The organism is Streptomyces sp. NPDC048389, assembly GCF_040706335.1.
Lineage (GTDB): Bacteria > Actinomycetota > Actinomycetes > Streptomycetales > Streptomycetaceae > Streptomyces.
The window spans coordinates 28,319-51,187 of record NZ_JBEZKP010000002.1 but is presented as its reverse complement, the minus strand read 5'-3'; the positions used below and the strand labels follow the sequence as shown (position 1 = coordinate 51,187).

The window sequence follows — 22,869 nt, the reverse complement described above, 5'->3', positions numbered from 1 at the left end:
TGTCCGCAGGGCCGCCGGGATCAGGCGGCTCCGCCCTTGGACAGCTCCCACAGCTGAAGGTCGGAGCTCGCGTTCAGCACCGACTCGACGCCGATGACGCCCCCGCGTGCCGCGACGTACTGCTTGCCCTGCCACAGCGGCAGCACCGGGATGTCGTCGGCCACGATGTCCTGGATCTGCTTGAAGGCCGGGGCGGCCGCCGTGCGGTCGACCTCGCGCCGCGACTGCGGGATGAGTTGCCGGGCCTTCTCGCTCACGTAGGGCGAGTTGAGGAAGTTGCCCTCGTCGAGGAACGGTGCGGTGTAGTTGTCCGGGTCCGGGAAGTCCGGGAACCAGCCGAGGCCGTATACGGCGTAGTCACCGCGCTTCTGGGCGGGCCGGAACTTGGACCACTCGGTGCCCTCGATCGTCACGTCGAAGAGCCTGCTCGCGTTCAGCTGGTCGCGCAGCGCCTCGAACTCCTTGGCCGTTCCCTCGCCGTACTTGTCGGTGGTGTAGTGCAGCGTCAGCTTGACGGGTGTGTCGACACCCGCCTCGGCCAGCAGGGCGGCGGCCTTCTTGCGGCTGGGCTCGCCGTACTTGTTGAAGAAGGAGTTGGTGTGCGCGGAGATGCTCTTCGGGATCAGCGAGTAGAGCGGCTCCGCGGTGGCGCCGTACACCTCGCCGGCGATCTGGCCGCGGTCGACGAGCGACGCCATGGCCTGGCGGACGGCCTTGTCCTTCACCGCCGGGTCCGTGGTGTCGAAGGCGAGATAGCGGATCTCCAGGCCGGGCACCTCGGTGAGCTCGATGCCGTCCTTGGGGTTCTCCAGCATGTCCTTGATCTGCTCCGGGGACATGGCGCGGGTCATCAGATCGATGTCCCCGGACTCGAGGGCCTTGCCCATCGAGACGGCGTCCTCGAACGAACGCAGGACGACCTTGTCGTTCTTGAGCTTCAAGTCACCCTTGTACTTGGGGTTCTTGGTGAAGACGAGCTGGGAAACCCTGTCGCCGTCGGTCTCGGTCTTCATCGTGTACGGGCCGGAGCCGTCGACCTGGAAGCCCTCGCGCAGCTTCTTCCCGTCGTACTTCGCCTTGCTGACGATGCCGGCGGCCGGCGTCGAGAGCTTGTACGGGAAGGTGGCGTCCGGCGTGGCGAGATGGAAGATGATCTCGTCGTCGCCCTTGGTCTCGATGGTGTCGATGTTCGAGAGCAGGGCGGCGGTGCCGTTGTCGGCGTCGATGTCGAGCACGCGCTCGATGGAGAACTTGACGTCCTCCGCGGTCACAGGCGTGCCGTCGGCGAACTGGAGGCCGCTGCGCAGTTTGCAGCGGTAGCTCTCGCTCACGGTGTCCGTGAAGAGGCAGGACTCCGCCGCGTCCGGCACGGGCTCGCCGCCGCCGCGGGGGGTGTGCATCAGGGTCTGCAGGGTCTGCCGCAGGACGTTCCAGGCGCCGGTGTCGTAGGCGTAGGCCGGGTCCAGGGGTGCCGGGGCGTCCTCGCCGGCGACGAACTGGTCCGTGGTGCCCACGACTATGGCGTCACCGCCGCCGGACCCGCCGTCCGTGCTGCCGCAGGCGACGAGCACGGGTGCGAGCAGGCCGACCACGGCCGGCAGCACCAAAGTCTTACGGTTCATCCTGGACGTTCTCCCTCATCCATCCGGCACTGTGATACAGCGATGTGTGCAAGACACTCCGCCGCCTCCGCCCGGTCTGGGCGGCGCGATCGGGCCGGGGATACAGACGATCGGTCCTGTGTTCCCGACGGCTGGGTGGCCGACGGGGACACCACGGTGATGCGGCGAAGCTCTCGGCGTCGAGATTAGTCGGCACCGCCAGGAAAGCGTGCACGGGCCCGAGTTGAGCCGTAATCACTGAGTGATCATCAATACCTGTGAGTGGATGGCTCCGCCATGGAAGATCGGTCGACTCTGCCATCAATCGGGACACATGGCTCCACCCGGCATCCGCACGAACAGCGCGCCAGGCACAAATCGCCCAGGGCGTGAGAACACGCACGGTGACAAAGGTCACGCCCCGAACGAATCAGCGACCGGCTCGGCGAGCATGCCGCGCCGGTCACGGAGAAGGCATGCACCGCCGCTCCGAGTTCGTGCCGAATTCGACAAACACGGACGGTGCGCGGATCACTGCTTGGCGCGGATCAACGTCCGTAGAAAGAGAAGGTCGACCTCTTCGAGGGACGCCACGACGACCCGCCCGTCGGCCGGCGGGATCGGCACCACGGACGGGACGGCGACCACCCGGCAGCCCGCGGCCTCCGCGGCGGCCACGCCGGTCGCCGTGTCCTCCACGACGGCACATCTGGACGGATCCGCGCCGACCCCCTGGGCCGCGAGCAGATAGGGGTCGGGGTGCGGCTTGGTGCGCGGCACCTCGTCCCCGGCGACCGAGAGCGCGAAGTGCTGGGGGCCGAGGGAGGCGAGGACGCGGTCGATGATGCGCCGGTGGGAGGCGGAGACCAACGCGGTCGGCACATTGTGTGCGGCCAGTTCGGTGAGCAGCCTCTCGGCGCCCGGCATCAGGGGCACGCCGCGGCCGATCCGCTCCTCGAACCTGTCGTTGAGCAACACGGTCAGTTCCGGGAGGGTGATGTCGGCGCCGGTGGCCTCGATGAGATAGCCCGCGCTGCGGGTCATGGGGCCGCCGACGACCACGTCCCGCCATGCCTCGTCCAGCCGGTGGCCGAGGTCGGCGAAGACCTCCACCTCCGCGTCCCACCAGAAACCCTCGGTGTCGACCAGAGTGCCGTCCATGTCGAGGAAAACGGCCTGCAGTGCGGCCGCTTCCGCCGAACGGGTAAGCGACGCGGGGACCGTGCTGGTCATAGGCACACCTCCGGGAGGGACGAGAAGGCCGGCCACCTCGTCCCGGCGGCATTCCCGCGGGGACAGGCGACCGGCCTGCACTGGACCGACCAGTGTACGACTCGCCCGATCAGCGTGCGTTGAAATACTTCGCCTCGGGGTGGTGGATCACGATCGCGTCGGTGGACTGCTCCGGATGGAGCTGGAACTCCTCGGAGAGCTTGACACCGATCCGCTCCGGCTCCAGCAGCTCCGCGATCTTGGCGCGGTCCTCGAGGTCGGGACACGCACCGTAGCCGAGTGAGAACCGCGCGCCGCGGTACTTCAGCGCGAACATGTCCTCCACCTGGGCGGGGTCCTCGCCGCCGAAGCCGAGTTCGGCGCGGACCCGGGCGTGCCAGTACTCGGCGAGGGCCTCGGCGAGCTGGACGGACAGACCGTGGAGCTCGAGGTACTCGCGGTAGGCGTTGGCCTCGAACAGTTTTGCGGTCTCCTCGCCGATCCGTGAGCCGACGGTGACGACCTGGAGACCGACGACATCGGTCTCGCCGGACTCCTCCGGCCGGAAGAAGTCGGCCAGGCACAGCCTGCGGCCGCGGCGCTGGCGCGGGAAGGTGAAGCGGGTCCGCTCCGAGCCGTCGTCACCGAGGATGATCAGGTCGTCGCCCTTGGACACACACGGGAAGTACCCGTGCACGACCGCCGCTTCGAGGAGGTTGTCGGTCTGCACGCGGTCCAGCAGGCCGCGCAGCCGGGGCCGGCCCTCGGTCTCCACCAGCTCCTCGTACGTGGGCCCGTCACCGGCACGGGACTGCTTGAGCCCCCACTGCCCCTTGAACAGGGCGCCTTCGTCGAGCCACGAGGCGTAGTCCTTGAGCGGGATGCCCTTGGCGACACGGGTGCCCCAGAACGGCGGGGTGGGCACCGGATTGTCGGTCGCGACGTCCGACCGGGCCGCGCCCACCTCCGGGCGTTCCTCCACGACCACGGCGCCGGCCTTGACCCGTCGCTGCTTCAGCTCCGGCAGTGCGGCGCCCGGGACGCCGCGCTTGACTCCGATGAGGGCGTCCATCAGGCGCAGCCCCTCGAACGCGTCGCGGGCGTAGCGGACCTCGCCCTCGTAGAGCTCGTGGAGGTCCTGCTCGACATAGGCACGGGTGAGGGCCGCACCGCCGAGGATGACGGGGTAGTCGGCGGCCATCTTGCGCTGGTTGAGCTCCTCCAGGTTCTCCTTCATGATCACCGTGGACTTGACCAGCAGGCCGGACATGCCGATGACGTCGGCCCGGTGCTCCTCGGCAGCCTCCAGGATCGCCGAGACCGGCTGCTTGATCCCGAGGTTGACGACGTTGTAGCCGTTGTTGGACAGGATGATGTCCACGAGGTTCTTGCCGATGTCATGGACGTCGCCGCGGACCGTGGCGAGCACGATGGTGCCCTTGCCCTCCGCGTCCGACTTCTCCATGTGCGGCTCCAGATGCGCGACCGCGTTCTTCATCACCTCGGCCGACTGGAGCACGAACGGCAGCTGCATCTGCCCCGAGCCGAACAGCTCGCCGACGACCTTCATGCCTTCCAGCAGGGTGTCGTTGACGATGTCCAGCGCGGGCCGGGTCTCCAGCGCCTCGTCCAGGTCGGCCTCGAGGCCGTTCTTCTCGCCGTCGATGATGCGCCGCTGCAGCCGCTCGTCCAGCGGCAGAGCCGCCAGCTCCTCCGCCTTTCCCGCCTTCAGCGACGTGGTCGTGGCGCCCTCGAACAGCTCCATCAGCTTCTGCAGCGGGTCGTAGCCCTCACGACGCCGGTCGTAGATCAGGTCCAGCGCCGTGGTGACCTGCTCCTCGTCGAACCGTGCGATCGGCAGGATCTTGCTCGCGTGCACGATCGCCGAGTCCAGGCCCGCCTTCACACACTCGTCCAGGAACACCGAGTTGAGCAGGATCCGGGCGGCCGGGTTGAGACCGAAGGAGATGTTCGACAGGCCCAGCGTGGTCTGCACGTCCGGGTGACGGCGCTTCAGTTCGCGGATCGCCTCGATGGTGTTGAGGCCGTCCTTGCGGGACTCCTCCTGCCCGGTGCAGATCGTGAAGGTGAGCGTGTCGATGAGGATGTCCGACTCGTGGATGCCCCAGTTGCCGGTCAGGTCGGCGATGAGCCGCTCGGCGATCGCCACCTTGTGCTCCGCCGACCGGGCCTGGCCCTCCTCGTCGATCGTCAGCGCGATGAGCGCCGCGCCGTGCTCCCGGGCCAGCGTGGTCACCTTCGCGAAACGCGACTCGGGCCCGTCACCGTCCTCGTAGTTCACCGAGTTGATGACGGCACGCCCGCCCAGCTTCTCCAGGCCCGCCCGGATCACCTCCACCTCGGTGGAGTCCAGCACGATCGGCAGCGTCGAAGCGGTGGCGAAACGGCCCGCCAGCTCCTCCATGTCCGCCACCCCGTCACGTCCGACGTAGTCGACGCACAGGTCGAGCATGTGGGCGCCCTCGCGGATCTGGTCCCGGGCGATCTCCACGCAGTCGTCCCAGCGGCCCGCCAGCATCGCCTCGCGGAACTTCTTCGACCCGTTCGCGTTCGTCCGCTCACCGATCGCCATATAGGCGGTGTCCTGGCGGAACGGCACCGTCTGGTACAGCGACGCCGCACCCGGCTCGGGACGCGGCCGGCGCTCCGACGGCTGCATGCCCCGTACCCGCTCGACGAGCTGACGCAGGTGCTCCGGGGTCGTACCGCAGCAGCCGCCCACCAGGGAGAGGCCGTAGTCGCTGACGAACTGTTCCTGGGCGTCGGCCAGCCCCTCGGGGCCGAGCGGGAAGTGCGCGCCGTCCTTGGTGAGCACGGGCAGACCCGCGTTGGGCATGCACAGCAGGGGGATACGGGAGTGGCGCGTGAGATAGCGCAGGTGCTCGCTCATCTCGGCGGGGCCGGTGGAGCAGTTCAAACCGATCATGTCGACGCCGAGCGGCTCCAGCGCGGTCAGCGCCGCGCCGATCTCGGAGCCGAGCAGCATCGTGCCGGTCGTCTCGAAGGCGAGCGAGCACAGCAGCGGAAGATCGGCGCCGGTCGCCTCCATCGCGCGGCGCGCTCCCAGGATCGCGGCCTTCGTCTGGAGCAGGTCCTGCGTGGTCTCCACCAGCAGTGCGTCCGCCCCGCCGGCGATCAGTCCCTCGGCGTTCCGCTGGAAGCCGTCCCGGAGCACGGTGTAAGGGGCGTGCCCGAGGGTCGGAAGCTTGGTGCCGGGGCCGATGGAGCCGAGGACCCAGCGCTGCTGCCCGGTCGACGCGGTGAACTCGTCCGCGACCTCGCGGGCGATCCGCGCACCGGACTCCGACAGCTCGAACACTCGCTCGGGGATGTCGTACTCGCCCATGGCGGAGTGGTTGGCGCCGAAGGTGTTCGTCTCGACGCAGTCGACGCCGACCTCGAGATAGGCGGAGTGCACGGAGCGGACGATGTCGGGGCGCGTGACGTTGAGGACCTCGTTGCAGCCCTCGAGGTTCTGGAAGTCCTCGAGCGTCGGATCCTGAGCCTGCAGCATCGTGCCCATCGCACCGTCGGCCACCACCACTCGGGTGGCGAGCGCTTCGCGCAGTGCGTCGATTCGGGTCCGGCTGTCAGCGGCGGGGGTCGGCAACGAGGCCATGAATGCAGCTCCCTGGGGTGCGACGGCCGTCGGCTTTGCGCCCTTCGGTGGAGGGCGCACGCAGCCAGGGTAGCCGGGCAGGCCCCGCGGGGGCCCAGGCGTCCCACGGGGCGGACGGGGCATGTCTCGCGCTTTTTCCAGGGGCTCCAGGCGCGAGATACTCGGTCCGCCGTGACCAAGGTCGACATCGACCGATAGTGTTCAGCATTGTCGAACCGTGTTGCAGAAGGGCCGATCCGATGGCGAAGAACATCCAGTCACTGGAGCGGGCGGCGGCGATGCTGCGGCTGCTCGCGGGCGGAGAACGCCGGCTGGGCCTGTCGGACATCGCGTCCTCGCTCGACCTGGCCAAGGGTACGGCCCACGGCATCCTGCGGACCCTGCAGGCGGAGGGTTTCGTCGAGCAGGACGCCGCCTCCGGCCGCTACCAGCTCGGTGCCGAGCTCCTGCGGCTCGGCAACAGCTATCTGGACGTGCACGAGCTGCGTGCGCGCGCCCTCGTCTGGACCGACGACCTGGCCCGCTCCAGCGGTGAGAGCGTCCACCTCGGCGTCCTGCACCAGCACGGCGTGCTGATCGTGCACCACGTCTTCCGGCCCGACGACAGCCGCCAGGTCCTCGAGGTCGGCGCCATGCACCCGCTGCACTCGTCCGCCCTGGGCAAGGTGCTCGCGGCCTACGACCCGGTCGCCCACACCGAGGCGCTCGAGGTCGACCGCAAGGCGTTCACACCGAGGACGGTGACCGACCTCGAGGAATTCGAGTCGGTGCTCGACCACGCCCGTGCGCGCGGCTGGGCCGCCGATGTGGAGGAGACCTGGCACGGCGTCGCCGCCGTCGCCGCGCCGATCCACGACCGGCGCCGTATGCCCGTGGGAGCGGTCGCCATCACGGGCGCCGTGGAGCGGATCTGCGACGCCGGCGAGCTGCGCTCCGAACTGGTGGCGGCGGTGCGGGACTGCGCCCGCGCCGTGTCGCGCGACCTCGGCGCCGGGCGGTTCTGACCGCACTGGCGCATCATCGGTAACGATCCGGTTTTCGCCCGACACAACCCTTGACGTCATGTTAATCGGAGGACAAAACTGCCGTTCACCGGTCGGCATTGTCGAACAGCTAACGGCAATACGCGCTAGAGTGTGACAACGCCAGGCCGGGAGAACGCCCTCTGCTGAGGGCGCGGACCACCGGAGGGACCCGGGGTTCGCCTTCCCCCTGGACGAAGGACAAAGGAGTCGCGGGTGTCCAACTCCGACATCTTCATCGGCGAGATCATCGGTACCGCCGTTCTCATCCTGCTCGGTGGTGGCGTCGTCGCCGCCGTGGTACTCAAGCGCTCCAAGGCGCAGAACGCCGGCTGGCTGGCCATCACCTTCGGGTGGGGCTTCGCAGTGCTGACGGCGGTCTACATGACAGGTGCCCTTTCCGGCGCCCACATCAACCCGGCCGTCACCCTGGGCATCGCGATCAAGGACAACGAGTGGACGAATGTCCCGGTCTACATCGCGGGACAGCTGCTCGGCGCCATGATCGGCGCGGTCCTGGTCTGGCTGGCCTACTACGGCCAGTTCCAGGCGCACCTCACCGACCGCGAGGTCATCAGTGAACCGGTCGACGAGAAGGCCATCGAGGGCCCGCACGACGAGACCTCCGCCCAGGCCGGCCCGGTCCTCGGCATCTTCTCCACCGGCCCCGAGATCCGCAACGTCTGGCAGAACCTCGCCACCGAGATCATCGGCACCACCGTGCTGGTCCTGGCGGTGCTCACCCAGGGACTCAACGACAGTGGCAAGGGCCTCGGCCCGCTCGGCGGTCTGATCGTCGCGCTGGTCGTCGTCTCCATCGGGCTCTCCCTCGGCGGTCCGACCGGCTACGCCATCAACCCCGCCCGCGACCTCGGTCCGCGCATCGTGCACGCGCTGCTTCCGCTGCCGAACAAGGGCGGCTCCGACTGGAGCTACTCCTGGATCCCGATCGCCGGTCCGCTGATCGGTGCGGCCATAGCGGCGGGTATCTACAACGTCGCGTTCGCCTGAGCCGAACCAGTAGCACGAGCCGTATTCAACGAGACCTGAGCAGGAGCAGACCGTGACCGACGCACACACCACCGGCCCGTTCATCGCGGCCATCGACCAGGGCACCACCTCCAGCCGCTGCATCGTCTTCGACAAGGACGGCCGGATCGTCTCCGTCGACCAGAAGGAGCACGAGCAGATCTTCCCGAAGCCGGGCTGGGTCGAGCACGACGCCGCCGAGATCTGGACCAACGTCCAGGAGGTCGTGGCCGGCGCGATCGAGAAGGCCGGCATCACCTCCGCCGACGTCAAGGCCATCGGCATCACCAACCAGCGCGAGACGACGCTGCTGTGGGACAAGAACACCGGCGAGCCCGTCCACAACGCGATCGTCTGGCAGGACACCCGCACCGACGCCCTGTGCAAGGAGCTCGGCCGCAACGTCGGCCAGGACCGCTTCCGCCGCGAGACCGGCCTGCCGCTGGCCTCGTACTTCGCCGGACCGAAGGCACGCTGGCTGCTCGACAACGTCGAGGGCCTGCGGGAGCGCGCCGAGCGCGGCGAGATCCTCTTCGGCACCATGGACTCCTGGGTCATCTGGAACCTGACCGGCGGAGTCGACGGCGGCGTCCACGTCACCGACGTCACCAACGCCTCCCGCACCATGCTGATGAACCTGCACACCATGGAGTGGGACGACAAGATCCTCCAGTCCATGGACGTCCCGGCGGCGATCCTGCCGGAGATCCGGTCCTCCGCCGAGGTCTACGGCCTCGCCAAGGGCGGCGCGCTGGACGGCATCCCGGTCGCCTCCGCACTCGGCGACCAGCAGGCGGCCCTGTTCGGCCAGACCTGCTACTCGAAGGGCGAGGCCAAGTCCACGTACGGCACCGGCACCTTCATGCTGATGAACACCGGTGACGAGCCCGTCAACTCCTACAACGGCCTGCTGACCACCGTCGGATACCGCATCGGCGACCAGAAGGCGGTGTACGCGCTCGAGGGCTCGATCGCCGTCACCGGTTCGCTGGTGCAGTGGATGCGCGACCAGATGGGCCTGATCAACTCGGCCGCCGAGATCGAGACCCTCGCCTCCTCGGTCGACGACAACGGCGGTGCCTACTTCGTCCCGGCCTTCTCCGGACTGTTCGCCCCGTACTGGCGCTCCGACGCCCGCGGCGTGATCGCCGGTCTGACCCGGTACGTCACCAAGGCGCACATCGCGCGCGCCGTGCTCGAGGCCACCGCCTGGCAGACCCGCGAGATCACCGACGCCATGACCAAGGACTCGGGCGTCGAGCTGACCGCGCTCAAGGTCGACGGCGGCATGACCTCCAACAACCTGCTGATGCAGACCCTCTCGGACTTCCTGGACGCGCCGGTCGTGCGTCCGATGGTCGCCGAGACGACCTGCCTCGGCGCCGCCTACGCCGCCGGCCTGGCCGTCGGCTTCTGGCCGGACACCGACGCGCTGCGCGCCAACTGGCGCAGGGCCGCCGAGTGGACCCCCCGCATGGACGCTGACAAGCGTGACAGCGAGTACAAGAGCTGGCTCAAGGCCGTGGAGCGGACCATGGGCTGGCTCGACGAGGAAAACTGACGAGGAGCAAGAATGACCACCCTGCAGAGCGTCCCCTCCCCCGGGGCGCACCCGGTCTCCGGCTCGGCTGTGTCTTCCCTCAAAGCAGCGGGCCGCGCCGAAACCCGGGAGCAGCTTTCCAAGGCGACGTACGACCTCCTGGTGATCGGCGGCGGCATCCTGGGCATCTCCACCGCCTGGCATGCGGCGCAGTCCGGGCTGCGGGTGGCCCTGGTGGACGCCGGCGACTTCGCCGGCGCCACCTCCTCCGCCTCCTCCAAGCTGCTCCACGGCGGACTGCGCTACCTGCAGACCGGCGCGGTGAAGCTGGTCGCGGAGAACCACTTCGAGCGGCGCGCGGTCTCCCGCCAGGTGGCCCCCCACCTGGCCAACCCGCTCACGTTCTACCTGCCCGTCTACAAGGGCGGCCCGCACGGCGCCGCCAAGCTCGGCGCGGGTGTCTTCGCCTACTCGGCGCTCTCCGCCTTCGGTGACGGCGTCGGCCATGTCATATCCGCGGCGAAGGCGCAGCGGGACGTGCCGGAGCTGCGCACGGAGAACCTCAAGGCGGTCGCCGTCTACGGCGACGACCAGATGAACGACTCCCGTATGGCGCTGATGACGGTCCGCGCCGCGGCCCAGTCGGGCGCGACCGTCCTCAACCACGCCGAGGTCACCGGACTGCGCTTCACCAAGGGCAGGGTCACCGGCGCGGAGCTCAAGGACCGCACGGACGGCACCGAGTTCGGCGTCACCGCGCGCCTCGTGCTCAACGCGACCGGCCCGTGGGTCGACCACCTGCGCCGGATGGAGGACCCGGACGCGGCCCCCTCCATCCGCCTCTCCAAGGGCGCGCACCTCGTACTCAAGCGCACCGCCCCCTGGCGGGCCGCACTCGCCACTCCGATCGACAAGTACCGCATCACGTTCGCCCTGCCCTGGGAGGACATGCTGCTGCTCGGTACGACCGACGAGGAGTACGAGGGCGACCCCGCGGACGTCGCCGTCAACGACAAGGACGTCACCCAGATCCTGGACGAGGCCGCGTTCTCGATCCGCGACCAGCAGCTGTCCCGGGACCTGATCACGTACTCCTTCGCCGGTCTGCGGGTGCTGCCCGGCGGCCCCGGCGACACCTCCAAGGCCAAGCGGGAGACGGTCGTCACCGAGGGGCGCGGCGGGATGCTGTCCGTGGCCGGCGGCAAGTGGACCACCTTCCGCCACATCGGCCGCACGGTGATGAACAAGTTGGCGACCCTGCCGGGACGTCCGCTCGCCGAGGACATGGAGCCCCTCGCACACCTGCCGAAGAAGCTGCCGCTGCCCGGCATCGCCAACCCGAACGCGGTCGCGCACCGGCTGCTGGTGGACGGCGGCACCCCGGGCCCGCGGATGGCGGCCGACACGGCCAGGCACCTCGCCACCCACTACGGCTCGCTGTCGTTCGACATCGCCCGTCTGGCGAACGAGGACCCGGCGCTCGCCGAGCGCATCCACCCGGACGCGCCGGAGATCTGGGCGCAGGTCGTGTACGCCCGGGACAACGAGTGGGCCGAGACGGCGGACGACGTGCTGCGCCGCCGTACGACCCTGACGATCCGTGGACTGGCGACGGACGAGATCCGCGGCCGGGTGGAGGACGTGCTGCGCGCACGGTAGTGGACCCGGTGGTCCGGACCACCGGACTACCGGACTAACCGGACACGACGAGGGCGGCCCCCGGTGGGCCGCCCTCGTTGTACGCTCACCCATCCGATCTCTGCTGCAATGGTGTGAACGACGGGGGCGACGTCATGGCCGTGACCGACGAGGCCATCGAGAAGATCAAGGCGATGATCGTCTCCGGCGTCCTGCGTCCCGGCGACCGCCTGCCCAAGGAGAGCGAGCTCGCGACCGAGCTGGGCCTGTCCCGCAACTCGCTGCGCGAAGCGGTACGGGCACTGTCGCTGATCCGCATCCTCGACGTACGGCAGGGCGACGGCACGTACGTGACCAGCCTGGATCCGCAGCTCCTGCTGGAGGCGCTGAGCTTCGTCGTCGACTTCCACCGGGACGACACGGTGCTGGAGTTCCTCGCGGTGCGCCGCATCCTGGAACCGGCCGCCACGGAGATGGCCGCGGGCCGGATCTCCGGTCCCGAACTCGATGCGCTGGACGACCAGTTGGACGCGCTGGGTGCGGAGCCGTCGGTCGAGGAACTGGTGGCGGCGGACCTGGATTTCCACCGGGGCATCGTGCGCGCCTCGGGGAACTCGGTGCTGTGCTCCCTGCTCGACGGGCTGTCCGGCCCGACGACGCGCGCCCGCGTCTGGCGCGGCCTCACCCAGGAGGACGCGGTCGGCCGCACCCTCCGTGAACACCGCGCGATCCTGGCGGCACTGCGGGACGGGGACGGGGCGGCTGCACGGGCATGGGCGACGGTGCACGTCGCGAGCGTGGAGCAGTGGCTGCGGACGACGCTGTAGTGCCCGCGGCGGGCCCTTTCGCCTACCCGCCCTTCCCTTGATACCGGGGCAAGCCCCGGCCGCGGTGTTTCGGGGCTTCGCCCCGGCCCTGTCCCCCCTCCGGGCCGCCGCCGGGCCACCCCCGGCCCCTTGCCCTGCCCCACGGGCGGAGATCCGGGATTCGCTCCTGTACCCCCTGGCCACCGGGCGGACCGGCCCGAGCCCCGTCCCGGCCACCACGCAGGATGCCGAGTGCTTCGTCTCTGGCCAGAGCGTCCGTCAGATACCGGAAATCCACCAGGGAGACGAGTTCCTCCGGGCTCATCGTGGAGAGGAACTCCCATACGGTCAGGCCCGCCCGGCCGGCCACCAGGTCCCACGCCGCGTTGACGACGGCCCCGACAGCCTTGTGGACCACGCCCTTCTCGGGCCTGAGCCGGCAAACTTGGGAGTCGTGGGTGAGATCGTCGGTGGAGCGCCGCCGGGTCCGGCGCGGGCGGGAGCGGGGCGGCCGACGACATGAGGCGCAGCACCTCGGCGGCGGCGACGACGTCGTTGCCGCGGCCGATGGTGAAGCAGAGGCCGTGGCCCTCACTGCCGTCACCGGTGCGGAGCACCAGACGGGCGGCGGAGCAGTCGGGGTCCGGGTTCATGGCGTCGGCGCCGTCGAGCTGCCGGGAGGTGGGGAAGCGGATGTCGTGGACCTCGAACTCCTCGACGGTCTGATTCATGCACGCCCCCGGTGACAATGAAGATCGGACCTCTCCTGGACATCCGATGTATAGCGGGCTACCGGCCGTTCCAAGTCGAGGATTCTCGGGATCCTCCGCTCACTGCTCGGATGAATCTGCCTCCCTTACCGTCCCTTACCGGTTGCCGCTCGGACGTTTGCCCGACCCCGGCCGAGTTCACCCGGCCGTGCACGGGGGCTGCGGCCGCAGGCGGGGAAAGCCGTAAGGTTGGGGGCGTGGACAAGGGAACTTCGGAAGGAGGCACTGGGTGATCGAGCTCGAGGGGGTGCCCGAGCTGATCGACCCGGTCATGGTGGCCGCGTTCGAGGGCTGGAACGACGCAGGCGACGCCGCCTCCACCGCGGTCGCTCACCTGGACCGGGAGTGGAAGGGCGAGGTGTTCGCGGCGCTCGACGCCGAGGACTACTACGACTTCCAGGTCAACCGGCCCACGGTGTGGCTGGACGGCGGCGTACGGAAGATCACATGGCCGACCACGCGGCTCTCCGTGGTCCGCATCGGGGGCGACAAGCCGCGCGACCTCGTCCTGGTCCGCGGTATCGAACCGTCCATGCGCTGGCGCTCGTTCTGCAACGAGATCCTGGGTTTCGCCCATGAACTGGGCGTCGAGATGGTGGTGATCCTCGGAGCACTGCTCGGTGACACCCCGCACACCCGGCCGGTGCCCGTCAGCGGGATCACCTCCGACCCGGATCTGGCCAGGACGATGGATCTCGAGGAGACGCGGTACGAGGGGCCGACCGGCATCGTCGGCATCCTCCAGGAGGCGTGCACCCATGCGGGCGTGCCCGCGGTGAGCCTGTGGGCGGCCGTGCCGCACTACGTGTCGCAGCCCCCCAACCCCAAGGCGACACTCGCCCTGCTCAACCGGCTGGAGGACCTCATCGGCCTCCGGATCCCGCTGGGCGAACTGGCCGAGGACGCACGGGCCTGGCAGCTCGGAGTCGACCAACTGGCCGCGGAGGACAGCGAGGTCGCCGAGTACGTCCAGACGCTGGAGGAGGCGCGCGACACGGCCGAGTTGCCGGAGGCGTCCGGAGAGGCCATCGCCCGCGAGTTCGAGCGGTATCTGCGCCGGCGTGACGGCGGCGGGCCCGGCGGCCATGCGACGGACGGCGGCGAGGCCGGCCCCTATCTGCGCGATCCGGCCGGCCGGACCAAGCCCCCGATGCCCCAGAGGCCGGAGGCCGAGAGCGGCCCGCAGGAGAGCAGCTCCACGGAGCCGGAGGCGCGGGACGACGAGGGCGACGGCCCCGAGGAACCTTCGAAGGACTGAGCGGTACGGGAGGGGGTCGGCGCCGGCGGCACCGGCCCCCTCCGGCGTTCAGCCGGTCACCCGGTCGACGGCGACCACGTCGTACTGCGTGTCCGGCGTCGGCGGTACGTCGAATCTCGCGTTGGGCAGATAGATCCGGTCGCCCCAGGCAGCGGCCGTGGTCGGAATCCGGAAGCGCGGGTCGGTGATACGGGCGACCGGCCTGCCTCTGGTGCCCGCGGCGTTCAGGCGGACCACGTCCACCTGGTTCAACCGCTGCTGGACGATGTGGAGATGGCGGCCCAGCAGAAGCAGGCCGTCACCGGACGGGATGGCGAGGCCCCCGAGACCGACCCGCCGGGCGATGCCGTCGCGCGGATCGACACGCATCAGTGATCCACCCTCCACCACGGTGTTCACGACCAGCAGGGCGCTGCCGTCCGGCGTGCGGGCGATGCCGTTGGCGGTGAAGTCCGCGCCCTGCTCCCAGGCGCCGCCGAGCGGCACGGTCGCCACCTCGCGCGCGGGCTCGCCGCGCCGGTCCAGGGCCAGCCGGTAGAGCTGCGGCCGGAACGAGTCGGTGAACCAGGCCGCGTCGGGAGTGAGGACCACGTCGTTGACCATCGTGCCCTCGGCACCGACCGTGAAGAGCCTGACGATCTCACCGGAGCGCGCGTCGGCGACCCTGATCTCGCGGCTGAATCCGCCCGAGAGAAACAGCCGCCGCTCCTGCCGGTCGATCTTCAGGCCGATGACGGAGTGCCCCGCGCCCAGCCCCCCGACGACGACCCGGCCGCGACCCGTGGCCAGGCTCGCCCGGTAGACGTCGCCGTCGGCGATGGAGCCGCACCAGGCATAGGGGCTGCGGCCGATGGTGATGCCCTCGGGCTGGAATCCGTTCGGAAGCGGGAATCGGGTCGGCCATGACCGTGGTGACGCGGCGCGGGCCGCTCCGGCGGCGGGCCCGAGAAGCGCGGCCGAGCCGAGGGCAACGGCCGCGCCGAGCACCTCTCTGCGTGCGAAGGAACGTTCCACTGTGCGTCCTTCCGGCAACTGGTGGACATGCCCCGAGGGGCTGGGGCCGTCAGCTCACCACATGCCGGGGTCCCGCACCGCCGGAACGTTCAAGTGGAGGAGCACCCTCCGGGGAACGCGGTCCATGACCGTGTCCCCCGGAGGCACTTCGCTGAAAGGCCACGCCGAGGCTAGAGGGCCACCCCGAGCAGCGCGTCGACCGTGCGGGACACGAGCCCCGGGGCGCCCTCGTCCGTGCCGCCCTCGGACTGCTGGAGCGCGGCCCAGCGGTCCACCGCGGCAAGTGCCGACGGCGCGTCGAGGTCGTCGGCGAGGGCCTGGCGGACCTCCTCGACCAGGGCGTCGGCGGACGGACCGTCGGGCCGCGAGACGGCCGCGCGCCACCGCCCGAGACGCTCCACCGCGTCATCGAGCACCGCGTCGGTCCACTCCCAGTCGGCCCGGTAGTGGTGCGAGAGCAGTGCGAGCCGTATCCCGACCGGGTCCACACCGTCGCGGCGCAGCTTGGAGACGAAGACGAGATTGCCCTTGGACTTGGACATCTTCTCGCCGTCGAGCGCGACCATGCCCGCGTGGACGTAAGCCTTCGCGAAGGGGTGCTCACCGGTGAGGGCCTGGGCGTGGGAGGCACCCATCTCGTGGTGCGGGAACGCGAGGTCGGAGCCGCCGCCCTGGATGTCGAAGCCCATGCCGAGGTGGTCGAGCGCGATGGCGACGCACTCGATGTGCCAGCCGGGCCGGCCGCGGCCGAGTGAACCGCCGTCCCAGCTCGGCTCGCCCTCGCGGGCGGCCATCCACAGCATCGGGTCGAGCGGGTTCTTCTTGCCGGGGCGTTCGGGGTCGCCGCCGCGTTCCGCGGACAGCAGGCGCATCGCCTCCGCGTCGAGGCGGGACACCTCCCCGAAGTGCGGGTCGGACTCGACCGAGAAGTAGACGTCGCCCTCCAACTCGTAGGCGGCGCCCGCGTCGCGAAGCCGCTCCACCAGCGGGACGATGCCGGGAATGGCCTCGACCGCCCCGACGTAGTGGCGCGGCGGCAGCATCCGCAGTGCGGTCATGTCCTCGCGGAACAGGGCGGTCTCGCGTTCCGCGAGCTCCGACCAGTCGTGCCCGTCGCGGATCGCGCGTTCGAGCAGTGGGTCGTCCACATCCGTGACGTTCTGGACGTAGTGAACCTGCCGCTTGGTGTCGAGCCACACGCGCTGCACGAGGTCGAACGCGTTGTAGGTCGCCGCGTGACCCATGTGGGTCGCGTCGTACGGTGTGATGCCGCAGACATAGATACGGGCGACGGGACCGGGGTCGAGGGTCACCAGACCGTCGGTCGCGGTGTCGTGGATCCGGAGGTCGCGGCCCTTGCCGGGCAGGGCGGGGACCTCAGAAGCGGGCCAGGCATGCATGCCATGAGCCTAACCGGATGCCGCTTCCGCATACGAACCGGATCACCGGTCATGGCCGGTTGGGCACTCTTGCGCTGCGGCCTTCGGTGTGCAGGCCGGCACCTACACGGGTGGCCAGGGGATCGCGGGCCAGTCCCCGGAGGGGACCGGGTGCGTGCCGGATCCGAGCAGCGCCGCCACCCTGCCGCGCAGGGCGGCCACCTCGGCCGCCGTGAGCAGTTGCGCCAGCCGGGTGGCGAGCGGCCCGCCGTCGCCGAGGGCCGCCGCCAGGGCGGTCAAAGTCGCCGTCGCCTCGGGCGGCAGCGGTTCCCCCGCCCATCCCCACAGCAGCGTGCGCAGCTTGTCCTCGACGTTGAAGGTGACGCCGTGGTCGATCGCGTACAGGCCTCCGTCGGCGGTGGGCAGCAGATGTCCGCCTTTGCGGTCACCGTTGTTGATCACCGCGTCGAGCACGGCGAGGCGACGCAGCCGGAGGTCGTCGGCGTGGACGAGCAGCGCCGTACGGCCGGCGCCCACCTCCGCGAAACCGACCGCCTTCCAGCCCTCACCCGGCTCCTCGTCCTCGACGAGGGCCAGCAGCGAGGCGTCCGGGTCGGCCTCGATCCACAGCTGGACCATCCCCTCGCCGTACGGGCCGTCGCGCAGGACGGTGGGCGGCACGAGACCCCATCCGGTCGCCTCGGAGAGCTCGTAGGCGGCCACCTCGCGCTGCGCGAGCGTGCCGTCGGGGAAGTCCCACAGCGGGCGCTCGCCCGCGACGGGCTTGTAGACGCAGCGGGCTTCGTCGCCGTCGAGCGAGACCGTGCCGTACAGCACCGCGTTGGACGCCTGGCGCACCCTTCCGCCTACGGTCAGCTCGCCCTCGGTCAGCAGCGTGAGCGCGTCGGTCGCGCTCACTCGCCCCGGCGGTATCCGTTCTGGCGCGGGCATACGTGTCCTTCCGGATCCAGGGGCAGGCTGCACAGCGGGCACGGCGGCCGGCCGGCGTTCACCACGTCCAGCGCGCGCTTGGCGAACGCCCTGGCCTGCGCGCCGGTGAGCCGGACCCGCAGCATGGGCGGGCCGTTCTCCTCGTCCTGCAGCAGCCGCTCCTCGGCCTCCGCGAGGTCCTCCTCGGACTCGGCCTCGAGTTCGACGAGCGCCTGCGCCTCCACGATCATGCGCTGTTCCTCGCCGTCCCACGCCAGCGCCATCGTGCCGACGCGGAACTCCTCCTCGACCGGACTGTCGAGCGGCGCGGTGTCGGCGACATCGGACGGGGCGACGGCGGGCACCGGTGCGTTGCCGCCGGTGCGGCGCACCACCTCGTCCAGCAGTTCGTCGATCCGCTCCGCGAGGGCGGCCACCTGCGTCTTCTCCAGGGCCACGCTGGTCACGCGCCCTGCGGCGGAAGCCTGCAGGAAGAACGTACGGCGGCCAGGCAGCCCGACCGTACCGGCCACGAAGCGGTCCGGCGGGTCGTAGAGGAACACCTGACGGGACACGTTCTGTCTCCCTTTGGATCGTCGGGTCGGTCGGGTTTCCGAGCGGGTCGTACCGAAGTCACGGGTGGGGCGGAACTGAGCTTTTCGGCGCGTCCACCCTACTGCGCGAAGCGATCACGGGACGCCCGCGCCGCCGCCGACGACCGCGTCGTCGCCGCCGGCCTTCTCCTGCCGGCCCTGCGCCGAAGGCACCAGCGCGCCCAACTCGCCGGTGTCGCCGAGTCGCAGCAGGAACGGCCGGCTTCGGGTGTAACGGACGGCGGTGACGGAGCACGGTTCGACGTGGATGCGCTGGAACAGGTCGAGATGCAGGCCGAGAGCGTCCGCCACCAGGGACTTGATGATGTCCCCGTGCGAGCACATCAGAAACGCGGCGTCCTCGCCGTACTCCCGGTCGATGCGCGCGTTCCAGTCGCGGACGGCGTCGACCGCGCGGGCCTGCATGGCCCGCATGGACTCGCCGCCGGGGAAGACCACCGCCGACGGGTGGTGCTGGACGACCTCCATCATCGGCTCCTGGGCGAGCTCCTTCAGATTGCGGCCGGACCAGTCGCCGTAGTGACACTCCCCGATGCGCTCGTCGGTCTCGAGGGTGAGCGCGGGCCGCGCCTCCAGCAGGGGCGCGAGGGTCTCGCGGCAGCGTTCCAGCGGGCTGGAGACGACCGCCGCGAGCGGCACGGCCGCGAGTCTCGCGGGCAGCCCGGCCGCCTGTGCGGTGCCGCGCTCGTCGAGGCGCACTCCGGGCGTCCAGCCGGCGAGCACCCCCTCGGTGTTCGCGGTGGAGCGTCCGTGGCGTACGAGGATCAGCGTGGCCATGGGGGCCAGCCTACGGTCCCGGCACGGGTGGCGGGCCGCGGGTGTGCCGGGTCCCCGGTCAGGGAAGAATGCGCGCCGTGATCGTGGACTGCGCCATCTACCGCGACGGACGCCGCACCGAAGGCCCGTCGGACTTCTCGGACGCCCTCGACGAGGCGCGGACCACCGGTGACGCGTTCCTGTGGATCGGCCTGCACGAGCCCACGGAGGACGAGTTCGCCCATGTCTCCGAGGAGTTCTCGCTGCATCCCCTCGCCGTCGAGGACGCTCTCAAGGCGCATCAGCGGCCCAAGCTCGAGGTGTACGACGACTCGCTGTTCGTGGTCCTCAAACCCGTGGTGTACGAGCCGGAGAGCGATTCGGTGACCACCGGCGAACTGATGGTCTTCATAGGCGACTCGTTCGTGGTGACGGTCCGGCACGGCGAAGGCGCGCCGCTGGGCGCCGTCCGCGAACGGCTGGAGGCCGAGCCCGCGGTGCTCCGGCACGGGCCGACGGCGGTGCTCTACGCGGTCAGCGACGCCATCGTCGACCACTACATCGATGTCGCCGCCGAACTCCAGGTGGACCTGGAGGAGATGGAGACCGCGGTCTTCGAACCGGGTCGCAGGGACACCAAGAACACGGCGGCGCGGATCTACACCTTCAAACGGCAGGTGCTCGAGTTCCGCCGGGCGGCCGGGCCGCTCGCCGCTCCGATGGCCCGGCTGGCGGGCGCGGGCGTGCCGTTCGTCCATGAGCACTCGCAGCCGTTCTTCCGGGACGTCAGCGACCATCTGACCCGGGCGAACGAGCAGGTGGAGGGGTTGGACCGGCTGGTGTCCGACATTCTTGCCGCGCACCTGGCGCAGATGGGTGTGCGGCAGAACGACGACATGCGCAAGATCTCGGCCTGGGCGGCCATGGCGGCCGTGCCGACGATGGTCGCGGGGATCTACGGCATGAACTTCGAGCACATGCCGGAGCTGAGGTCCGTCTGGGCGTATCCCGCGACGGTGCTGCTGATGGCGGGTGCGGTGTACGGGCTCTTCCGGCTCTTCAAGCGGCGCGGCTGGCTCTGACCCCGGCGGGCGCGTTCCGTCCGGCAGGCGGCGCGCCGCCGGTCAGGGGTGTGTCGCGGGGCCCAGATACGCGCGGAGGTCAGGACGGGCGCGCAGCCCGGACAGGTGGACGGGCCGCCAGTCGCGGGCGAACTCCGGTGGCCGGTTGCCGGCCGTCCCGATGTAGGCCACCGGCTGCTCGGCCGCCAGCGCGCCGAGCGCGTCCCGGGTGATGCTGCCGTCGTGCCCGCCGACCTGGCGCGAGGCGCAGCCGGTCCGGAAGGCGATCCGGGGCGCCTCTGCGCCACTGATCACGCAGGGCGGGCGGACACCCTGGCGGTGCAGTTCGGCGGTGATCCGCTCGAAGGCCCGGCGGTTGTCCCGGCTGCGCTCGATGGCGCCGGCGAGTACGACGTACTGGACCACCAGATGGCAGGCCAGGGCGGCTGCCAGGACGGCGGCGACGCCGCGCGGCCGCACCCGTCCGACGACGGCGGCCAGACACACCGCGACCGGCAGGGCGAGCAGCGCGTAGGCGGGCAGCAGGAACCGCGGCGCGGCGTAGCCGACCAGCAGGAGGTACGGCACCGCCATCGACACCCCCACCAGCGTCGCCACCGGCACGACGGCGGGGTGACCCGCCACCGGCTGCGCGGTGACGGCGCGACGGGTGCGCGCCGCCGCCAGTACACCGCCTGCGACCAGCAGCGGAAGTGCGAAGAACCAGAGTGCCGTGATCGGCTGCTTCCACGGCACGTCGCAGGGACGGCACAGCGCCCGGCCGTTCAGTGCGCGCACATGGTCGTCGACGGCGAAGTGCGGGCCCAGGTGCCCCTGGATCTCACCGGCCCGCCGCAGCCTGGCGAACAGCCCGTCGTACGCGACGTACGCCTCGACGATCCAGGGAGCGCAGCCGATGACGCCGCCCGCGAAGAGCGCGACGATCAGCGCGGGCCGCCGGGCCCCACGGGACCGCAGGGCGACGGCGGCGAGCGGTACGAGGAGCCAGAAGGCGTCGGTCGGCCGCATGAGCGCGACGAAGGCCGTGCCCGCGCCGACGCCCGCAAGTCCGGCCGGGCCGGACCTCCCGTGGGCGACCCGCAGGAAGCAGCCGACCGTGAAGAGTGCGCCAAGGGCGACCCAGAGGTTCGGCATGACCTGCGGACCGTAGAACACCGTGATCCACAGACCGGCGAAGAGCCCTCCGGCAAGGACGAGCACACGCTGGGGCAGCAGCCCGCGCCACGCTGCCAGGGCCAGGAACAGACCGGCGCCCGACAGCACCGCGAGGTAGGTCCGCAGCACCTCGACGGACGAGGTGAGCGCGGTCACCGGCGCGACGAGGAAGGCGATGCCGCGGGCGCGGGGAGCACTGAAGAAGGCGGCCTCCGAGCCGGGCGTGACCTGGCTGACGTAGACCGTCTCGTCCCAGCCGAGGCTGGTCCCCCTGACGGCGAGCGCCAGTTGGACGGCCGTGTACACGGCGGCGACGGCGGCGATCCACCGCAGACCCCCGTGCGCCGGGTGCTCCCCGCCGGGCCACAGCGGGGCACGGCGGCGGACGGGTGCCGGGGCGGGGAGGTGATTCACCTCAGCAGGCGGTAGCGGCGGTGGCCGGGCCGTCGAGCGCACCATGCCGGTCCGGCATTCTCAGGTCCACCATGCGACGCCATCCGGCGAACCGCTCGTACCCGTACGTCGCGTGGATGCCGGCGGCCAGGGCCGCCGATTTGGCCCGGGACCAGTGCAGCAGCCTGCCCAGGTGCGACATGACGGCGAGGCTGACGTCGCGGTGCACCCGGATCTCGGCCAGGGCGCTCTCGCGCAGGACGCGCCGGACGGCGCGGCCGTGCCCGGCGGCCGCGAGCCGGAGCAGCTCCTCGTGGCAGTAGGCCAGGTGTGCGTCCTCGTCGTCGCTGATCATCCGGATCGCCTTGCCGATCTCCGGGTGGTCGCCGAAGTGCTTCACGAGCATCTCCATCTGGTCGGCCGCACGCTGCTCGGTGACGCGGCTGTGCGAGAGGTAGACCACGATGTCGTGTTCCGTCAGCCGCTCCTCGCGACGCAGCTTCTCGTGGGCGAGGCCGATGCCCTGCCGCTCCAGCAGCACGGTGTAGTCGGTCTCCGGCGGTACGGGGACAGGCTCCAGCTGCCGCTTCTTGAGCAGTGCGTGGAACAGGCGTCCGTGCTTGTCCTCGTCGGCCCCGTGCCGGGCGATCTTCGGCGCGAGGCCGCGCATGCTCTCGGGGACGAGGGCGGCGATGCGGCCGTTCTCCCAGCCTCCCTGGGCCTCGCCGCTGGCGGCGATGGAGCAGAACAGCCGGAAGGAGTCGTCGTCGTCGACGATCTCCTGGAAGAGACTCCGGGCCGAGAGCATGTACGCCACCTCCGACGGGCCTTCGCGACATCCGCAATGAAGCAGTCAATTGCGATACCGCCACCCAGGCAACACCTCACCCGGACAAATCGACCGAACGGACCAGAGTCCGGCGAGAGAAGGCAGTGCTCCCGGCAGTAACCGCCACGGCCGTCGCGCGTTGTACCACGTGACGGCCGTGGCGGGGAAGACCCCCGAGCCCCCATCACGGCCGCAGGCTTT

17 protein-coding genes and 1 pseudogene are annotated in these 22,869 nt (G+C 70.5%); 7 read left to right on the top strand and 11 right to left on the bottom strand.

Features of this window, described 5'->3' with window-relative positions; genetic code table 11:
* Positions 1-20: 20 nt before the first annotated feature.
* The 3 genes from AB0903_RS01970 to metH form a co-directional block, all read right to left on the bottom strand.
* The gene (locus tag AB0903_RS01970) at positions 21-1,622 is read right to left on the bottom strand and encodes an ABC transporter substrate-binding protein (RefSeq protein ID WP_366697979.1); all 1,602 of its coding nucleotides are present in this window, start codon (positions 1,620-1,622) and stop codon (positions 21-23) included.
* Positions 1,623-2,132: 510 nt separating this feature from the next.
* Positions 2,133-2,834, bottom strand: coding sequence for an HAD family phosphatase (locus tag AB0903_RS01965; RefSeq protein WP_366697977.1), 702 nt, complete (start codon positions 2,832-2,834; stop codon positions 2,133-2,135).
* 109 nt (positions 2,835-2,943) lie between these two features.
* Positions 2,944-6,453, bottom strand: a complete 3,510-nt coding sequence (metH, locus tag AB0903_RS01960) for a methionine synthase (RefSeq protein ID WP_366697975.1) — start codon at positions 6,451-6,453, stop codon at positions 2,944-2,946.
* 239 nt (positions 6,454-6,692) lie between these two features.
* Between metH and AB0903_RS01955 the strand changes: the two genes are divergently transcribed.
* The 5 genes from AB0903_RS01955 to AB0903_RS01935 all read left to right on the top strand — a co-directional run bounded on the left by AB0903_RS01955 (position 6,693) and on the right by AB0903_RS01935 (position 12,509).
* A complete protein-coding gene (locus AB0903_RS01955; protein WP_366697973.1) occupies positions 6,693-7,457 on the top strand; it encodes an IclR family transcriptional regulator in 765 nt (254 codons plus the stop codon).
* A gap of 234 nt (positions 7,458-7,691) precedes the next feature.
* Positions 7,692-8,486 (top strand): MIP/aquaporin family protein, encoded by a 795-nt coding sequence (locus AB0903_RS01950; RefSeq protein WP_366697971.1) that lies wholly within the window; start codon positions 7,692-7,694, stop codon positions 8,484-8,486.
* Between the two features lie 52 nt (positions 8,487-8,538).
* Complete coding sequence (glpK, locus tag AB0903_RS01945; protein WP_366697969.1) at positions 8,539-10,065, top strand: glycerol kinase GlpK; 1,527 nt, start codon at positions 8,539-8,541, stop codon at positions 10,063-10,065.
* A gap of 12 nt (positions 10,066-10,077) precedes the next feature.
* Positions 10,078-11,703: a glycerol-3-phosphate dehydrogenase/oxidase gene (locus tag AB0903_RS01940; RefSeq protein ID WP_366697967.1), complete on the top strand. Its 1,626-nt coding sequence runs from the start codon at positions 10,078-10,080 to the stop codon at positions 11,701-11,703.
* Between the two features lie 134 nt (positions 11,704-11,837).
* Complete coding sequence (locus tag AB0903_RS01935) at positions 11,838-12,509, top strand: FadR/GntR family transcriptional regulator (RefSeq protein WP_366698387.1); 672 nt, start codon at positions 11,838-11,840, stop codon at positions 12,507-12,509.
* 217 nt (positions 12,510-12,726) lie between these two features.
* On the opposite strand, the pseudogene AB0903_RS01930 reads toward AB0903_RS01935, so the two are convergent.
* Positions 12,727-13,219 (bottom strand): annotated as a pseudogene (locus tag AB0903_RS01930) (fuconate dehydratase); the annotation flags it as partial.
* Between the two features lie 268 nt (positions 13,220-13,487).
* Here AB0903_RS01930 and AB0903_RS01925 point away from each other — a divergent pair.
* Positions 13,488-14,516, top strand: coding sequence for a PAC2 family protein (locus AB0903_RS01925; RefSeq protein WP_366697965.1), 1,029 nt, complete (start codon positions 13,488-13,490; stop codon positions 14,514-14,516).
* Positions 14,517-14,564: 48 nt separating this feature from the next.
* On the opposite strand, the gene AB0903_RS01920 is transcribed toward AB0903_RS01925, so the two are convergent.
* The 5 genes from AB0903_RS01920 to AB0903_RS01900 form a co-directional block, all read right to left on the bottom strand.
* Entirely contained in the window at positions 14,565-15,530 is a 966-nt protein-coding gene (locus AB0903_RS01920; RefSeq protein ID WP_366697963.1) for a superoxide dismutase, read from the bottom strand.
* Between the two features lie 170 nt (positions 15,531-15,700).
* Positions 15,701-16,930: a cysteine--1-D-myo-inosityl 2-amino-2-deoxy-alpha-D-glucopyranoside ligase gene (mshC, locus tag AB0903_RS01915; protein WP_366697961.1), complete on the bottom strand. Its 1,230-nt coding sequence runs from the start codon at positions 16,928-16,930 to the stop codon at positions 15,701-15,703.
* Between the two features lie 102 nt (positions 16,931-17,032).
* The gene (locus tag AB0903_RS01910; RefSeq protein ID WP_366697959.1) at positions 17,033-17,860 is read right to left on the bottom strand and encodes an SCO1664 family protein; all 828 of its coding nucleotides are present in this window, start codon (positions 17,858-17,860) and stop codon (positions 17,033-17,035) included.
* Positions 17,824-18,414 (bottom strand): DUF3090 domain-containing protein, encoded by a 591-nt coding sequence (locus tag AB0903_RS01905; RefSeq protein ID WP_366697957.1) that lies wholly within the window; start codon positions 18,412-18,414, stop codon positions 17,824-17,826. Before AB0903_RS01905 ends, AB0903_RS01910 begins: the two co-directional genes overlap by 37 nt.
* 114 nt (positions 18,415-18,528) lie before the next feature.
* Positions 18,529-19,230: a histidine phosphatase family protein gene (locus AB0903_RS01900; protein WP_366697955.1), complete on the bottom strand. Its 702-nt coding sequence runs from the start codon at positions 19,228-19,230 to the stop codon at positions 18,529-18,531.
* Between the two features lie 68 nt (positions 19,231-19,298).
* Here AB0903_RS01900 and AB0903_RS01895 point away from each other — a divergent pair, with 68 nt between their 5' ends.
* Positions 19,299-20,291 carry a magnesium and cobalt transport protein CorA gene (locus AB0903_RS01895; protein ID WP_366697953.1) on the top strand — a complete coding sequence of 331 codons (993 nt, stop codon included), beginning with the start codon at positions 19,299-19,301 and terminating at the stop codon, positions 20,289-20,291.
* A gap of 42 nt (positions 20,292-20,333) precedes the next feature.
* Here the strand turns inward: AB0903_RS01895 and AB0903_RS01890 are convergent, their stop codons facing one another.
* Positions 20,334-21,860, bottom strand: coding sequence for a hypothetical protein (locus AB0903_RS01890; protein WP_366697951.1), 1,527 nt, complete (start codon positions 21,858-21,860; stop codon positions 20,334-20,336).
* Between the two features lies 1 nt (position 21,861).
* Complete coding sequence (locus tag AB0903_RS01885; RefSeq protein WP_366697950.1) at positions 21,862-22,647, bottom strand: ferritin-like domain-containing protein; 786 nt, start codon at positions 22,645-22,647, stop codon at positions 21,862-21,864.
* Positions 22,648-22,869: the final 222 nt, after the last annotated feature.

What these genes read in the sequence shown, in the direction of transcription:
- AB0903_RS01970 (WP_366697979.1), bottom strand. Translation starts at nt 1,622, where the DNA reads ATGAACCGTAAGACTTTGGTGCTGCCGGCCGTGGTCGGCCTGCTCGCA.
- AB0903_RS01965 (WP_366697977.1), bottom strand. Translation starts at nt 2,834, where the DNA reads ATGACCAGCACGGTCCCCGCGTCGCTTACCCGTTCGGCGGAAGCGGCC.
- metH (WP_366697975.1), bottom strand. Translation starts at nt 6,453, where the DNA reads ATGGCCTCGTTGCCGACCCCCGCCGCTGACAGCCGGACCCGAATCGAC.
- AB0903_RS01955 (WP_366697973.1), top strand. Translation starts at nt 6,693, where the DNA reads ATGGCGAAGAACATCCAGTCACTGGAGCGGGCGGCGGCGATGCTGCGG.
- AB0903_RS01940 (WP_366697967.1), top strand. Translation starts at nt 10,078, where the DNA reads ATGACCACCCTGCAGAGCGTCCCCTCCCCCGGGGCGCACCCGGTCTCC.
- AB0903_RS01935 (WP_366698387.1), top strand. Translation starts at nt 11,838, where the DNA reads ATGGCCGTGACCGACGAGGCCATCGAGAAGATCAAGGCGATGATCGTC.
- mshC (WP_366697961.1), bottom strand. Translation starts at nt 16,930, where the DNA reads ATGCATGCCTGGCCCGCTTCTGAGGTCCCCGCCCTGCCCGGCAAGGGC.
- AB0903_RS01910 (WP_366697959.1), bottom strand. Translation starts at nt 17,860, where the DNA reads ATGCCCGCGCCAGAACGGATACCGCCGGGGCGAGTGAGCGCGACCGAC.
- AB0903_RS01900 (WP_366697955.1), bottom strand. Translation starts at nt 19,230, where the DNA reads ATGGCCACGCTGATCCTCGTACGCCACGGACGCTCCACCGCGAACACC.
- AB0903_RS01895 (WP_366697953.1), top strand. Translation starts at nt 19,299, where the DNA reads ATGCGCGCCGTGATCGTGGACTGCGCCATCTACCGCGACGGACGCCGC.
- AB0903_RS01885 (WP_366697950.1), bottom strand. Translation starts at nt 22,647, where the DNA reads ATGCTCTCGGCCCGGAGTCTCTTCCAGGAGATCGTCGACGACGACGAC.